We start from the raw sequence: 14398 nt of genomic DNA, 5'->3' as shown, positions 1-14398 counted from the left end.
CGTAATCTAATGCCAATTGCCCATCACTTAAGAATTTGAACTATAAATAATTGTTAAGAAAAACAACTATTGACTAAACTGCTATTATCATGCTTACTAAATGTAGTAATCAGAATATTGGAAGATTTTCAAATCAACTTATAAACGAATGTAAAGGGGATTAAATAGTGCCGTATATAAAAATTTTAGGAAAGAGCTCATATTATCGACAAAGTTGTGATTTTCAGGCAGGTCTCCCTACTGTAGTATTTGTCCACGGTGCGGGAGGAACCAGCGGAAATTGGGTCTGTCAGTTAGCCGGAATCCAGGGCTGCAATTTGATTGCCCCAGATCTTCCTGGACATGGCCGTTCAGAAGGTTCGGCAATTGAAAGTATAACCGGGTATCGGGAATTTGTTTGGGGTTTTGCGCAAGCATTAGAGTCGAAAATGTTTTATATTGTTGGGCATTCTATGGGCGGGGCAATAGCTTTAGATTTGGGTTTAGAACATTCAGAAGCGCTGAAAGGATTAATTATTATCGGCAGTGGGGCAAGACTGCCAGTAAGCTCTTCGTTTTTAGATTTACTATCTATGGGTAAACATCCTCTCCAAATTGTTAAATACAGCTATGCAAGCACTATTTCCCCAGATATTCTAGAAATAGCAACTCAAGAAATGAAAAGTGTACCAATCGAAGTTTATCAAGCTGATTTACAAGCTTGTAATGAATTTAATATCATGGATCGTATCCAAGACATCAACAACCCAACCTTAGTCATTTGTGGGCAAGATGATCAAATGACTCCCCTTAAATACTCTAAACACCTTTGCAAAGAATTACCTCATTCAACCATAGCTCTTATAACAGAGGCTGGACATATGGCTATGCTAGAGCAACCGGGTCAGGTTAATAAAGCTATTAATAACTTTTTGTCCTTGAACTGATTTAATTACCTAAAGTGAAAACACAAGGAGACATGTAAATTGAAATGCTCTAGATGTCTCTTGTGTATTGGGAATTGAATTTATAGGGATATAGATGCTTCTCACAGTACGTGTATAGTTAATAGAAGTAAACGATTTGCGGGCGGGCAAGTGAACTCGTTCAGCTAAAGCTGAACATCGAGACTTCGGTGACGTAAGTCTCCCAGTACGATAGTCTCCGGTGGAGATTATCGCCGAAAGCGCACGGCCCGTAACGAATACAATTGCGCTGAGGATAGGGCATATCCACAGACGAATACATTCGCGCCGTAGGATGGAGTCTACCTCCTTTGCGCCAAGTGTTCCTATTGGGAAAGGCGCTCGGCGATACTCTCCGCTGGAGACTATCGTCACCGAAGTAGAATAGGGAACACCCACTTGAAGAAGTGGGAGTGTCGGAATTGATTAAAAGAGAGGGTTATTAATGATAAGAACACTGAGCGCATATGTAAATGTAGCCCTTGAAGATTATGATGATTCAATGCTAAATCATCTCGTAGAACTTATGAAAGAGTCTCTAAGAGAACAATCTACAGAAACTATTCTTGAAGATACGTGGAAAGTGGAAGAAAATAAACGCAGACTGTTAAAAAATGAAGAAGGGGTATGGGTATCCCAGCCCTTGGCAGACATGTTTTCGGAAGATATTCAGGAAAATGAGATCTTAGAAGTTATGACAGTAGGGATAAAAGTAGATGCGGTTAGTGAGTAATGGTTAAAAGTAATGCTCTTGGCTAAGAATAGTTATAACTGATTATCGAACTCATTAAGGAAGGATAATGTATATGGATCAACTTGAGGATATTATAAAGAAGAGTACAGAACTTGGAGAGGCTATTGCTCAAACAACTGTGTATCGAGATTTCAAAAAGGCAGAACATGATCTTCTTCATAATACGGAAGCCCGCAAGTTAGTTGAAAATTTACAAAAGGTGAAGCAGGAATATCATGGGAGACAAATGGCGGGATTGGAATTGAGTAAAGTAGAACAAGAAAAACTTAAAGAAATGGAAACTGCATGCGTAAGAAACCGTCAAGTATTACTATCAAACGAAGCTAATTCAAAATTTCAAGAGTTAATAGAGCAGATAACGGCAAACATTAAAAATGGAATTAAGAGTATAGACACTTAACTAACTTGCCATTTGGACAAACACAACTTATGATAGTAAAAGAAAAGTTTAAGTGAATTTTTACGGTCAAACATGGCGGTTTACCGTTTGAATTGAGAGAGGTTGATCCAGATGGCAAAAATTGAGCTGATTGCAACAGCCGCATTTGGTTTAGAATCCATTGTTGCTCGTGAACTGAAAAAAATTGGGTATGAAGAGTTAGTCGTGGAAAATGGAAAAGTCACATTTACTACAGATGAGTTGGGAATATGCAGAACAAACCTTTGGCTACGAAGTTCTGATCGCGTGTTGTTAAAAATGGGATCATTTGAAGCTCAGACATTCGAAGAGCTTTTTCAACAAACAAAAGCCCTTCCCTGGGAAGAATGGTTGCCAGAAGATGCAAATTTTCCTGTGCAAGGAAAATCTATAAAATCGAAGCTGTTTAGTGTATCAGACTGTCAAGCCATAGTAAAAAAAGCGATTGTTGAACGCCTTAAAGAAACGTACGGCCGAAGTTGGTTTGAAGAAACTGGGCCTCGATATCAGATTGAAGTTGCTTTGCTAAACGATAAGGTTACATTAACCATTGACACATCAGGTGCAGGTCTTCATAAACGCGGTTATCGAGAACTTGCCGGTCAAGCACCTCTTAAAGAAACTTTAGCGGCGGCTATGATTCAGCTTAGCTTCTGGAACAAGGATCGCACCTTAATTGACCCTTTTTGCGGAACTGGAACTATTCCCATTGAGGCAGCCTTTATAGCTCAAAACCGTGCCCCAGGCCTTAAAAGAAGCTTCGCAGCTGAGAAATGGCCGCGTATTCCTAAAGTGCTTTGGCAAGAGGCATGGCAGGAGGGTTTAGATCTTTGGCAACGCAATACTCCATTACATATCTACGGTTCTGATATTGACCCTAATGCTCTGGCATTGGCTCGCACACATGCTGTTGAGGCGGGTGTTGATGATGTTATACATTTTCAACGATTACCTGTGGCAGAAGTCAGGTCCAGATTTAAATATGGACACATGATAGCTAATCCGCCTTATGGTGAACGGCTTGGGGATATCAAAGATGTGGAAGGACTTTATCTTGAACTTGGTGAAACGTTTAATCGATTAGATGACTGGTCACTTCATATGCTTACTACTTACCAATTCCCGGAAAGGTTAATTGGGCGACGCTGGGATAAAAGTCGTAAGCTCTATAATGGCCGATTGGAATGTCATTATTTTCAATTTTTTGGTCCTCGTCCGCCAAGAGCCATATGAGAAATAATTAAAGTAATTAAAAAAGTTAAAAAGATGTTTGTTGTTTATGATGTAAAAACATTCATGAAACAACAAACATCTTTAGTATTAGTCGGAAAGTAACTTATTGATCCTTATCCATCTCAGAACTAAAAGAAGTTGTTGAGACAGCTTTTTGTTTAATCAATCTAGTGAACTTTCACTTGGGGTTCACCTTTTAAAGATTTTATGTCCTTAATTGCCCGCTGAACTTCTTCATCAAGCCCTTCAATAGCAATCGTCACAGAACCCTCTGAACCATCAACTCCACCCGCAGCAATACAGCGCGCCTCAAGGTCATAGAGAATTTCCAGAGCGGACAATTCTGTGACAACCGTTGCTCCAACCATTGGAATAAGGCCAACCTTATTTCCAATCGCTTCGTCGACTGAAGATTTAGTCATAAATTCAACAGCTGCTCTCACATCTGGAATCATTTTTTCAAGCCCAATAGGTACAATCAATTCGATACCTCGGGCATAAAGGGTCCCTTGAGCTGCTCCGATCGTTCCTCCCATTGAATCCGAAACCATTACTGCTGCTAAGCCGGTGTGGTCTACGGCATTACCACCTTTGATAAAAACGTCTCCTCTTTGCAATTTAGGTAAGCAATCTTTCCAAAAAATTTCTTGAGACTGCCCGTTAGAAATAACATAGGGAGGTATTTTTTTGGAAGACTTACTGACTCCTAACTCTCCTCCGGTGACGATACCCATTGTATAACTGGTTTTGTCCTCAAGCTGTATACCAAGTAACTCTTCAGCTACAAAGGCATTCGTCGTACCGCCGGCTACGATGATAGTATGCTTTTCCATTGCATTCTGTATACTGGATATTCCTTTTATCCCTTTTGCAATTAGTCGTTTCGATTCACTGGAAGTTAACGTAAACAGTGCTTTCATTGATTTCCTCCTAATTTTTCTCGGCTTACTTAAAAACCAATTATATGTTATATCAAAACTATAGGATAATAAAGTTTCAGAAAAGATGTATTGACTTAGGTCAAGTTCGAACTTCCATAATCTAGTAACAGTTTTGCCCATTATGCATACATTGAATTAAGAAAATTAACCATAAATTACAGGAAATGGAGGAATATAAAATGGCATTTGGTGGAGTTGTCGAAGGAGCTTGTGGACCTAATTGGTTATCCGGAATTGCTGTTGTAGTGGTTATTATCCTTCTGCTCATAGCAATGGGAATTGTATTCTAGTAAAAATCAAGCATAATTGTTCGTCGATTTGAAAGGAGGAGCTTTCATGTACGGATACGGAGTCGGCTGTGGTGTAGGGAGTTATATTGGTGTAGGCATAATCTCAATCGCTATCCTTATTCTCATCGCTCTAGGAGTAATCTTTTAAAAACTAATCAAAATATGAGGAGCATCTCTGCAAGGTATTTCTTCGGAGATGCTCTTTATTATTTTAAAATAAATGAAAATTGTAATAAAACAGTTATTTTTCTTAGAAAGTACTAATTTACACAGTCATCAATTTCTGCGATAGTATAATGAGAAATGATAATTTTACAAGCCATACAAACTCACTTAAGATAAAGTGTGCATAGATAACAAGAGAAGGAGGTTGGGATTGTGATTCTTAGTATTATTGCGTATCTATCCATTGTTCTTTTCGTAGGAATATCTGTTTACAAAGCGTATCAATTTGCTGGAATGCCCTTTCATGGTAGAATGGATCTCTATCCTGTCCCTAAAGAAAAGGGGTATGAACACGGAGGCTCCTACTACGAGGAAACGGCTTGGTGGAGTAAGCCACATGAAGTTTCTCACATGAGAGAAATAATTGAAATGCTTAAAGAAATTATTTTTATTAAAAAATTATTTGAAAATCAGCGTCCTTTCTGGTGGATTTCTTATGCGTTGCATTTAGGAATTTACTTGATAATGGCTTGGACAATCTTATTGGTCATAGGAGCGATGTTTGAACTCAATGGGATTCTTGTCGCAGCTGACAGTTCAAGTATTTTGGGGCTGTTGGTTTTCTACCTTTCTATTGTTACTGGGTATATCGGGCTTGCTTTGGCTGCTTTGGGTTCTGGGATGCTGTTTCTTCGCAGAGCGTTCGATAATACGTTGAAAAAATACACAACTCCTCAAGAGTATTTTAATCTTTTATTGATTTTTGTTGCACTCATTACAGGAATTTTTACATGGGGAAATGATTTATCCTTTGGCTATGCAAGGGAAGTAACTGGAAACCTCGTTACTTTTACGCCTTTTGTTGCCGATGGCTTACTCACTTTACATGTTGTCCTTGTAGGCATTATGTTAACTTATATTCCAATCAGCAAAATGAGCCACTATGTTGGCAAGTATTTTACGTTCCATAAGGTTCTATGGGATAATAACCCGAATCTCAAAGGGAGTGGTGTTGAGCAACAAGTGAAAAATGCGGCGTCATTCCGTCCGACCACCTCATGGTCTGCTCCTCATATTAAGCCACCCGTAGCACCCGAGAAATAACTCTGATTCGTGTGTCTTAACTTTATGGAAAGAGGGATCAAAGTATGTTAGATCAAAAAGATTTACGTCCAAAGGATATGGGGCGTTCAGATGAGCAACTAATCAAGCTGGACAATCTCATACCTTTATTAGCCCCATATGATAAACCAGGGATGGAGTCCCCTTTGACTGATCCTAAACCTGCCTGGAAAGAGAAATACTGCACGTCGTTAGATGGTTATATTGGAATTGATACCCTGACTCGCCCAAAATCTAAAGAGGAAGAAGACGAATTCGTTCGAAAGTTCCTCAGCGGTTTAGAAAAAATCTTTTCCGATGCTAATAATGGTGTTCTGCAACCGTTGTTATTGTCCTTCGAATACTGTGCGAAATGCAATACATGTTCAGATGCCTGTCATATCTATACAGCAGCAGGAAACAATGAACTGTATCGCCCGATCTACCGCTCCGAGGTTTTGCGAAAAATCGTAAAGAAGTATTTTACGACGAGCGGAAAGCTTCTTGGAGGTTTTGTAGGGGCAGATATCGATGTGAATTGGGAAACGATTGCTCGGCTGGGAGAATTGGCTTATCGCTGTAATCTTTGCCGTCGTTGTGCTCAAACATGTCCATTGGGATTGGATAACGCCATCCTCACGAAAGAAATTCGCAAGATTTTCAGCCAAGAAATGGGGATTGCCCCGACTCCTCTTCATACTAAAGGGACGATGTTGCAGATTAAAACTGGTTCATCAACAGGGTTAAGTAAACCAGCTTTTTTAGATACTTTGGAGTTTTTAGAGGAAGATACTGAAGAAAAATTTGGTATTAAACTTAAATTCCCGGTAGACAAAAAAGGTGCCGATATCTTAGTGTTGCATAATGCCGGAGAGTTTATGGCCTGGCCGGAAAACCCCGTTGCTTTCGCCATTCTTTTTGATGCAGCTGGCTTAAATTGGACCCTTAGCAGTGAAATCATGGGGTATGACAGCGTAAACTACGGTCTTTGGTATGATGATGTTCAGGCTAAGAAAATTGCTACGATGCAGATGAAAGTTGCCAAAGATTTTGGTGTTAAGAGACTAGTAGTGGCAGAGTGCGGTCACGCCCATAAGGCTTCGATGATTACAGCTGATCGTATGGGTACTGATAGACTTCCTGTGGAAAGCTGTTTACCTCTTCTTTGGGATATGGTTAAGAGTAAACGTCTAATCCTTGATCCCAGTAAGAATAACTTTCCAGTGACTCTTCACGATCCATGTAATGTCGTACGACAAATGGGAATTGTGGAACCACAACGCAATGTCCTTAAAGCTATTTGTCCTCAGTTTAGAGAAATGACTCCCCATGGTGTAGACAACTATTGTTGTGGCGGAGGAAGCGGATTCGCTATCATGAATTCTGCTAACTTCCCTGAGTTTAGAACGCAAGTTGCTTCAAGGGTGAAATTCAACCAGATTCTTGGAGCATTTAAAGGAACTATGGAGGATACCTCAACCCCTAAATACATCTGTGCTCCTTGTTCTAACTGCAAAGGGGCTATGAGAGGTCTTCTTGAGCATTACGATGCAACCGAGAAGTACAACCTTCAATATGGCGGTTTAGTTGAACTTATGGTAAATGCTCTTGTGAGTTTGAAAAAACCTTTCCTTGAGTTTTTAGAATAGGCGATCTGTCGGTATTAATCGATGTTTTTTAGAATGGACCATTTCAGAATTTCTGAAATGGTCCATTCTTCCAAAATTGATTCCATTGGCGTCTACAGCTAACAAACAAGGGCGGGTTATTGCAGATCATATTGGAGGAATAGATACACGCCTTGCACCAGTCGAGGGAACATCTGTTCTCCAGGCCTTTGACTTGAATATTGGGCGCACTGGTCTGGGAGAAAAAGAAGCCAAAGAAAAGGGATACAATGTTGTAACCAGTGTGAGCAGCGGGCTTGATTCTACTCATTATTACCCAATGCATGCCAATATTACGATTAAATTAATTGCCGAACAAGAGAGTGGACGTTTGCTTGATGCCCAAGTTTGTGGCATGGGAGAGAGCGTAAAGAGGCTTGATGTTTTAGCAACAGCCCTCAAGTTTGGCGCCAAAGTTGAAGATTTAATCGATCTGGATCTGGCTTATGCACCCGCCATTTGCCACAGCTATTGACGTTCTGATTCATGCCGCTACCACCCTGGAAAACATGCGCTTGGGGTTAGCCAAAGGAATTACTGCCGAAACGGTTCAAAAACGCCTGCAAGCCAGCGAAAACTGTATATTCTTGATGTCAGAGAGTTAGAAGAGGTTGAAGCCAGTCCTCTGACAATTGAGGGTACTGTAGTCATCAGTCTAGGTGAATTGCGAGACCGATGGGAAGAGATCCAAACTGATTCATTAATTGTTACAGTTTGTGGATTAGGGATTAGGGATTAGAGGGTATGAAGCAGCCTGCATGCTCCAGGGAAAAGGACTAAAAGAGGTCGCTTTTCTCCAAGGAGGCATCTCGGTCACGAAAGCGTACTTTAAGTAAAAATCCTTACTTCTTTATAACTTGTTGATAATTAGTTTTCGATATAGTACAATCTGTATTATATATTGTACGAATGGAACTCAAGGTGTTAAATTAAGTACATGGACTAGTGTTAATTTACACAAGTGAAAAGTTTCCCAGTGTCCAATGTTTGTTTGTTCTCTTTAATAGTTTAAGGAGGTGTAATTTGTGTTTATTGTATCAATCGATGAAGATCTGTGCTCAGGATGTGACTCATGTACAGAAGGATGCCCAGCTCACCTGCTTGGCTTTAGTGAGGACAAGGCTCATGTAACTGGTGATGAATCAGAGTGCATGGGTTGTGAAAGCTGTACATCAGTTTGTCCAACTGGTGCTATCAGTATTACTGAAATGTAAGTAATCCCATAAACTAGAAGACGGAGGGTGTGCCATGACAGAAAAGAAAACGCCACTACTGGACGAGCTAGAATCAGGTAAATGGCCCAGTTTTGTGACGGAAATTAAGCGCGCTGCGGTGAAGAGTGAAGCTGCAGGCGAGTTGCTCCAAGTCTTGGAAAGATCCTATGCAGAGCGTAGAGGACACTGGAAACATGGTGGAATTGTTGGAGTTAGAGGTTACGGCGGTGGAGTAATTGGCCGTTATGTCGATGAGCCTCAAACTTACCCACATGTTGCTGAGTTCCATACGATCCGTTTACTTCAACCTTCGGGATGGTTCTACAACACGAAAACACTTCGTACAGTATGTGATATTTGGGAGAAACATGGTAGCGGTTTAACCAATATGCATGGCTCTACAGGAGATATAATTCTTTTAGGGTGCAAAACTGATCAAATTCAACCAATTTTCGACGAGTTTAGTGAAGCAGGATTTGACCTCGGTGGTTCGGGATCTTGCCTAAGAACTCCTAACTGTTGCGTTGGACCAGGCCGTTGCGAAAACGCTTGCTACGATACACTTGAGGCATGCTATAATATTACGAACGAATTCATGGATGAGCTTCATCGTCCTATGTGGCCATATAAGAGCAAGATCAAGTTTTCCGGTTGTGCAAATGACTGTACTTCTTCAATTGCTCGTTCTGATTGCTCTGTAATCGGTACTTGGCGCGATACTTTAAGAATTGACCAAGACGCTGTTAAAGAGTATGTTGCTAAAAAATTTGATGTTCAAGGAATGGTTTGTGACAAATGTCCAACCGGCTGTCTCACATTCAATGCTGATACTCAAGAACTCAGCGTAGTAGGTGAAGATTGCACACGTTGCATGCATTGTATCAATATGATGCCTAAAGCTGTTCGTGCAGGAAAAGAAAAAGGTGCTACCATTCTAATCGGTGGTAAATCGACAATTGTTCAGTCTGCATTCATGTCTTGGGTTATTGTTCCTTTCATGAAAATGGAAACTGAAGATGATTTCGAGCCATTCAAAGATCTTATGCGTCGTATCTGGGAGTGGTGGGATGAACACGGTAAGTCCCGCGAGCGTATCGGTGAAACTATTTATCGTTTAGGAATGACCAAATTCCTCAAAGGAATTGAAGTTGAGCCTGTACCGCAAATGGTCTTCCGCCCACGTGCCAATCCATATGTATTCTGGGATCAAGATGATCTTGACAGGTCTGGAACGGCACTCGATGGATCGAAGCTCTAAGTTTTTAAAATAATAAGTAGCTAACGAGAGGTGGATAATGATGGCAGTTTTAGATCAAGGACCTCCGCATTATAAGAAGATGCTTCCTCCGATTATTCAAGAAAACTATGGACAGTGGAAATATCACGAGATTCCTCAGCCAGGTGTACTAAAGCATGTTGCCGAAAGTGGCGCAGCTTTGTACAGTGTCCGTGTGGGTTCTCCACGTTTAGTCAGTATTGATTTTGTACGTGATTTATGTGTAATCGCTGACGAATACTGTGATGGATTCCTTCGTTTTACAACCCGTAACAATGTTGAATTTTTAGTTTCTGATGAGGCTAAACTAAACCCTCTTCTGGACGCTTTAAATGCTAAAGGTTACTGTGTTGGTGGAACAGGCCAATCCATTAGCAATATCGTACACACTCAAGGGTGGGTACACTGTCATACTCCGGCTACCGATGCTTCAGGTGTTGTTAAAGCCGTAATGGATGATTTATATGAGTATTTCAATACCATGGTACTCCCTGCTAAATTAAAAATGGGCTTAGCTTGTTGCTTAAATATGTGTGGAGCTGCACACTGCAGTGATATTGCGATCGTTGGTGTTCACAGAACTCCACCTCGTATCAACCACGATGTAATTCGCAAAGGCACAGAGATTCCAAGTCTCGTAGCTAGCTGTCCAACAGGAGCTATTCGTCCAGATCCTAAGAACAAGAGCGTTATCGTCAATGAAGATAAATGTATGTATTGCGGTAACTGCTATACAATGTCTCCAGGAATGGAAATATATGATCCTAAGAACGATGGAATTGCGATTCTAATTGGTGGTAAAACCTCCAATGCTCGTTCAGCACCGAGTTTCTCACGTATGGTCATTCCATTCCTGCCGAACACTGCTCCTCGTTGGCCTGAGACAACTGAAGCAATTCGTAAAATCATTGAACTCTGGATTGCAAATGCTCAAAAAGGTGAGCGTGTGGGTGAGTGGGTTGAGCGGATTGGTTGGGAGAAGTTCTTCAGCTTGGCTGAGCTACCGTTCTCAGATATGTTGATTGATGATTATATCTTCTCCAGAGAGACATTCCGTACTTCAGCATCATTTAAGTACTAATCTGAGGAAAAATTTAGAAAGTTGGTATTTAAAATGGCAAGAGGACCAGCAGATCCCGAAGTCAAAGCCAAGGTTCTAGAATACCTTGCGAAAGTCCAAAAAGCTAAGAGTAGAGATGTCGCAGTAGCTATTGGTGCGACAAAAAGCGATGTTGATAACGCAGTAAAGGAACTTACTGCTGAAGACCTCGTTGAATATCTCTATATTACTACAACATTTATTTGCCTAAAAGGAAAGGTCCAAACACCAGATTAAACCTAATCTTCTGATGGACCAGAGATAAAGATTGTTATCATATGCGTTATAGACCATCCTAAATGCCCGATGTCCCTGTTTCTGCTGATTCGTATCTGCATTATGGGGACGGGTTTCAGGGTGGTCAATTTTATCTTCATTCTATCCAGCTCCATTTTGAGATAGGCCTAGCGTACTCTCTCCTGAATAAAATCTCCAAGAAAGGTGTGGGTATTATGTTGTCATTATCACTAAATGAACAGAATATTAAAAATGTCCCTCGCTTAGTAATTGGAGCACCTCAGGGGCGAAGTGGGAAAACAACGTTCACCTTGGGATTACTCAGAGCTTTTGCACGGCAAGGAATGGCAGTACAGCCCTTTAAAAAGGGCCCAGACTATATTGATGCCAGTTGGCATACTGCGGCAGCTGGTTATATTTGCCGCAACTTAGATTCTTTCTTCATGAAAAGAAATCAAATATGCAAATCCATATTTGATCAATCTGTTGAAAAAAATATTACTATTATAGAAGGCGCTATGGGACTTTATGATGGACTGGATTTAGAAGGTAGCAGCTCAACTGCCGAAATAGCCAAGGTAACACGTACACCCGTATTGTTTGTTGTAGATGCTACTAGAATGACCAGGAGTATAGCTGCAATGGTGATGGGATATCAGCACTTTGATCCGGATGTTCAGATTGTTGGTGTTGTTCTTAACAAAGTTGCTCGAGTTCGTCATGAGAAGATGGCTAGAGAAGCTATCGAAAAATTTTGCAAAATCCCTGTAGTAGGTGCAATTCCAAAGGATGTAAACTTATGTATCCCTGATCGTCACCTGGGACTTGTTACAAAAGGTGAGTTTGATGAAACAGACAAATTGCTTGATTATTTTGCTGATGTAATCAGTGAACATGTTGATTTAGATAAAATTTTAACATTAGCTCGAAGTGCACCTGAACTTCCGAGTTGCTCGGAGTCTATAGTTCCTAACTTAACAGCTGAATACTCCTTGAAAAATAGAGGTTTAAAACCCAAAATAGGGATTATTCAGGATGCAGCCTTTAGTTTTTATTATCCAGAAAATATTGAAGCATTAAAAGGACTGGGAGCAGAAGTGGTTCCTATTAGTGCTCTTTCAGATAATCAACTTCCCGATGATCTTGACGGACTCTACATTGGCGGAGGTTTTCCAGAGGTTTTTGCAGCAAAACTAGAGGAAAATGAAACTTTGCGTGGAGACATTAGAATAGCCGGAGAAAAGGGTCTGCCGATTTATGCAGAGTGTGGTGGTCTTATGTACCTGGGACGGTCTATTCGGACGTCTTCTCAGAACTTTGAGATGGTTGGTTTACTGCCATTCGACACTCAAATGGAAGGTAAGCCGCAAGGACATGGCTATACGATTATGGAAACCAATCCTGATCAGTCCTGGTTTAAGGAAAAGGCAGAAATTAAGGGTCATGAATTTCATAACTCTAAAGTGATTAACTTAGCACCTCATGTGAAATTCGGGTTAATTGTTAAGCGCGGTCATGGAATTGATGGGCAGCATGATGGAATTTGTTATAAAAATGTATTTGCAGCATACAATCATATTCATGCTTTAGGCTGTCCCGAATGGGCTGAAGGAATGATGAATTTATCTGTAAATTACCACATGTCTAAGTGGGCACAGGCAGATAAGTTATTAAGCTAATGCGCTCCTTAAACAATCATTAGTTTTTATATATTAAAAATGACTATACTAATCAATATATAAGCTTTCCAAATGGAAGGCTTTTTTATTATAGATTTAGTATTATTAATATGTTTATTAAACCTTTTTTTTGAAAAGATGAGTCTATATCTGGCTAATAAGTCCTTTGGATGATATTATAATAATGACAAGCGTTCATTTTAGAATGAAATTAAATCATTCATGTCTCTGGATGAGTAAGAATGTCTAATCATTATATTTCCTTATGATTAATGGACAAACTCAAACTTACCAGTATTGGGTATTATAGCTTATATACTATGATTATGAATATTATGGAATGGAAATATTTATAACAGGCACTAAAATGGAGAACTAATATAGAGATCTAGGAAGGGGATACATCAATCATGGAACAACACCTTCTTGTTTTCAAAGAGGTTGCAGAAACTAGAAACATTACGTTAGCTGCTAAAAAGTTGCACATGAGTCAACCCAGTATAAGTTTGCAAATTCAAAATTTAGAAAACCAATATGGTGCCCGCTTTTTTGATCGAACCAATAAAGGTGTAACTTTAACTAAAGAGGGCAAAATTTTTTATGCCCATGTTCGCAGTGTTTTAGACATTCTATCAAATGCAAAAGAACAGATAAGTGCTTTAGCAAAAGATCAGAGAGGGTTGATATATCTCGGAGCCACTTTAACCATCGGAGAATATATACTTCCCAATATTCTAGCGTTTTTGTTCAAAACTCATCCTGACGTAGATTTTAAAGTAAAGATTGCTAATACAGAGTCAATTTCCCAGGATGTCCTTGAAAAAAAATTGCATATTGGATTAATTGAGGGGCCAGTCCCTCAGCATAAAGATTTAAATGTCGAGAATTTCTGGGAGGATGAGTTGGTAGTCGTAATTGCTAATTTTCACCCTTGGGCCTCAAGGAAAAGCATTACTCTTGCAGAACTTCCAAATGAGCGCCTGGTGACACGCGAGGATGGATCGGGAACTCGTAAGGTAATGGAGATGGCTCTACAAGAGAGAGGGCTCGATCCTGAGCAGTTAAATGTAGCAATGGAACTCGGAAGTACTCAGGCGATTAAGCAGCTCGTTTCTGCGGGGCTTGGGATAACTATAATTTCTTCATTGACTGTAAGTCGAGAAGGAGACCAGAAGTTATTTAAGACTTTAAAAATTCAAGATGCGCCTATTTATCGCCCTCTTAGTATTCTTACCAATGCCAGAACTACACAGACTAAAGATGAACGCATCTTAATTAACCTGCTTCACGATCATAGGTTGTTGTCTGATGTTCTAAGCAGGGACTACAATGAATTAGTGGATCTGGAATAGGATTTTGACTGAGTGAGTAAAAGGAAGG

Annotated in this window: 15 protein-coding genes; 14 read left to right on the top strand and 1 reads right to left on the bottom strand. The window is 40.1% G+C overall.

Features of this window, described 5'->3' with window-relative positions; all coding sequences use genetic code 11:
• The first annotated feature begins 167 nt into the window (after positions 1-167).
• From M8E35_RS03075 to M8E35_RS03060, 4 genes are all read left to right on the top strand, one after another.
• Complete coding sequence (locus tag M8E35_RS03075) at positions 168-926, top strand: alpha/beta fold hydrolase (protein ID WP_252467283.1); 759 nt, start codon at positions 168-170, stop codon at positions 924-926.
• A 463-nt stretch (positions 927-1389) separates the two neighbouring features.
• A complete protein-coding gene (locus tag M8E35_RS03070) occupies positions 1390-1677 on the top strand; it encodes a hypothetical protein (protein WP_252467282.1) in 288 nt (95 codons plus the stop codon).
• A gap of 73 nt (positions 1678-1750) precedes the next feature.
• Positions 1751-2098, top strand: coding sequence for a YlbF/YmcA family competence regulator (locus M8E35_RS03065; RefSeq protein WP_252467281.1), 348 nt, complete (start codon positions 1751-1753; stop codon positions 2096-2098).
• 111 nt (positions 2099-2209) lie between these two features.
• Positions 2210-3349: a THUMP domain-containing class I SAM-dependent RNA methyltransferase gene (locus M8E35_RS03060; RefSeq protein WP_252467280.1), complete on the top strand. Its 1140-nt coding sequence runs from the start codon at positions 2210-2212 to the stop codon at positions 3347-3349.
• A gap of 167 nt (positions 3350-3516) precedes the next feature.
• Here M8E35_RS03060 and M8E35_RS03055 read toward each other — a convergent pair whose 3' ends face one another.
• On the bottom strand, positions 3517-4269 hold the full coding sequence (locus M8E35_RS03055) for a hypothetical protein (protein ID WP_252467279.1): 753 nt from the start codon (positions 4267-4269) through the stop codon (positions 3517-3519).
• A 689-nt stretch (positions 4270-4958) separates the two neighbouring features.
• Here M8E35_RS03055 and M8E35_RS03050 point away from each other — a divergent pair.
• The 10 genes from M8E35_RS03050 to M8E35_RS03005 all read left to right on the top strand — a co-directional run bounded on the left by M8E35_RS03050 (position 4959) and on the right by M8E35_RS03005 (position 14370).
• The gene (locus M8E35_RS03050) at positions 4959-5849 is read left to right on the top strand and encodes a respiratory nitrate reductase subunit gamma (RefSeq protein WP_252467278.1); all 891 of its coding nucleotides are present in this window, start codon (positions 4959-4961) and stop codon (positions 5847-5849) included.
• A gap of 44 nt (positions 5850-5893) precedes the next feature.
• Positions 5894-7495, top strand: coding sequence for a (Fe-S)-binding protein (locus M8E35_RS03045; RefSeq protein WP_252467277.1), 1602 nt, complete (start codon positions 5894-5896; stop codon positions 7493-7495).
• 85 nt (positions 7496-7580) lie between these two features.
• On the top strand, positions 7581-7988 hold the full coding sequence (locus tag M8E35_RS03040) for an oxidoreductase dimerization domain-containing protein (RefSeq protein WP_252467276.1): 408 nt from the start codon (positions 7581-7583) through the stop codon (positions 7986-7988).
• Entirely contained in the window at positions 7960-8118 is a 159-nt protein-coding gene (locus M8E35_RS03035) for a hypothetical protein (RefSeq protein WP_252467275.1), read from the top strand. The genes M8E35_RS03040 and M8E35_RS03035 overlap by 29 nt, the downstream gene beginning before the upstream one ends.
• Positions 8119-8538: 420 nt before the next feature.
• The gene (locus M8E35_RS03030; RefSeq protein ID WP_007784269.1) at positions 8539-8727 is read left to right on the top strand and encodes an ATP-binding protein; all 189 of its coding nucleotides are present in this window, start codon (positions 8539-8541) and stop codon (positions 8725-8727) included.
• Positions 8728-8761: 34 nt separating this feature from the next.
• Positions 8762-9985 carry a dissimilatory-type sulfite reductase subunit alpha gene (dsrA, locus tag M8E35_RS03025; protein WP_252467274.1) on the top strand — a complete coding sequence of 408 codons (1224 nt, stop codon included), beginning with the start codon at positions 8762-8764 and terminating at the stop codon, positions 9983-9985.
• A 40-nt stretch (positions 9986-10025) separates the two neighbouring features.
• Complete coding sequence (gene dsrB, locus M8E35_RS03020; RefSeq protein WP_252467273.1) at positions 10026-11084, top strand: dissimilatory-type sulfite reductase subunit beta; 1059 nt, start codon at positions 10026-10028, stop codon at positions 11082-11084.
• A 33-nt stretch (positions 11085-11117) separates the two neighbouring features.
• Positions 11118-11339: a hypothetical protein gene (locus M8E35_RS03015; protein WP_073029409.1), complete on the top strand. Its 222-nt coding sequence runs from the start codon at positions 11118-11120 to the stop codon at positions 11337-11339.
• A 215-nt stretch (positions 11340-11554) separates the two neighbouring features.
• Positions 11555-13018 carry a cobyrinic acid a,c-diamide synthase CobB gene (locus M8E35_RS03010; protein WP_252467272.1) on the top strand — a complete coding sequence of 488 codons (1464 nt, stop codon included), beginning with the start codon at positions 11555-11557 and terminating at the stop codon, positions 13016-13018.
• A gap of 410 nt (positions 13019-13428) precedes the next feature.
• A complete protein-coding gene (locus M8E35_RS03005; RefSeq protein ID WP_200797885.1) occupies positions 13429-14370 on the top strand; it encodes a LysR family transcriptional regulator in 942 nt (313 codons plus the stop codon).
• The last annotated feature ends 28 nt before the right edge of the window (positions 14371-14398 follow it).

Origin of the sequence: Desulfosporosinus nitroreducens, from assembly GCF_023897015.1 — a bacterium.
In the GTDB taxonomy this organism is placed as follows: domain Bacteria; phylum Bacillota; class Desulfitobacteriia; order Desulfitobacteriales; family Desulfitobacteriaceae; genus Desulfosporosinus; species Desulfosporosinus nitroreducens.
This window is presented reverse-complemented; position numbering and strand designations above follow the sequence as displayed.

What these genes read in the sequence shown, in the direction of transcription:
- M8E35_RS03065 (WP_252467281.1), top strand. Translation starts at nt 1,751, where the DNA reads ATGGATCAACTTGAGGATATTATAAAGAAGAGTACAGAACTTGGAGAG.
- M8E35_RS03045 (WP_252467277.1), top strand. Translation starts at nt 5,894, where the DNA reads ATGTTAGATCAAAAAGATTTACGTCCAAAGGATATGGGGCGTTCAGAT.
- dsrA (WP_252467274.1), top strand. Translation starts at nt 8,762, where the DNA reads ATGACAGAAAAGAAAACGCCACTACTGGACGAGCTAGAATCAGGTAAA.
- M8E35_RS03070 (WP_252467282.1), top strand. Translation starts at nt 1,390, where the DNA reads ATGATAAGAACACTGAGCGCATATGTAAATGTAGCCCTTGAAGATTAT.
- M8E35_RS03015 (WP_073029409.1), top strand. Translation starts at nt 11,118, where the DNA reads ATGGCAAGAGGACCAGCAGATCCCGAAGTCAAAGCCAAGGTTCTAGAA.
- M8E35_RS03035 (WP_252467275.1), top strand. Translation starts at nt 7,960, where the DNA reads ATGCACCCGCCATTTGCCACAGCTATTGACGTTCTGATTCATGCCGCT.
- M8E35_RS03055 (WP_252467279.1), bottom strand. Translation starts at nt 4,269, where the DNA reads ATGAAAGCACTGTTTACGTTAACTTCCAGTGAATCGAAACGACTAATT.
- M8E35_RS03005 (WP_200797885.1), top strand. Translation starts at nt 13,429, where the DNA reads ATGGAACAACACCTTCTTGTTTTCAAAGAGGTTGCAGAAACTAGAAAC.
- M8E35_RS03060 (WP_252467280.1), top strand. Translation starts at nt 2,210, where the DNA reads ATGGCAAAAATTGAGCTGATTGCAACAGCCGCATTTGGTTTAGAATCC.
- dsrB (WP_252467273.1), top strand. Translation starts at nt 10,026, where the DNA reads ATGGCAGTTTTAGATCAAGGACCTCCGCATTATAAGAAGATGCTTCCT.
- M8E35_RS03010 (WP_252467272.1), top strand. Translation starts at nt 11,555, where the DNA reads ATGTTGTCATTATCACTAAATGAACAGAATATTAAAAATGTCCCTCGC.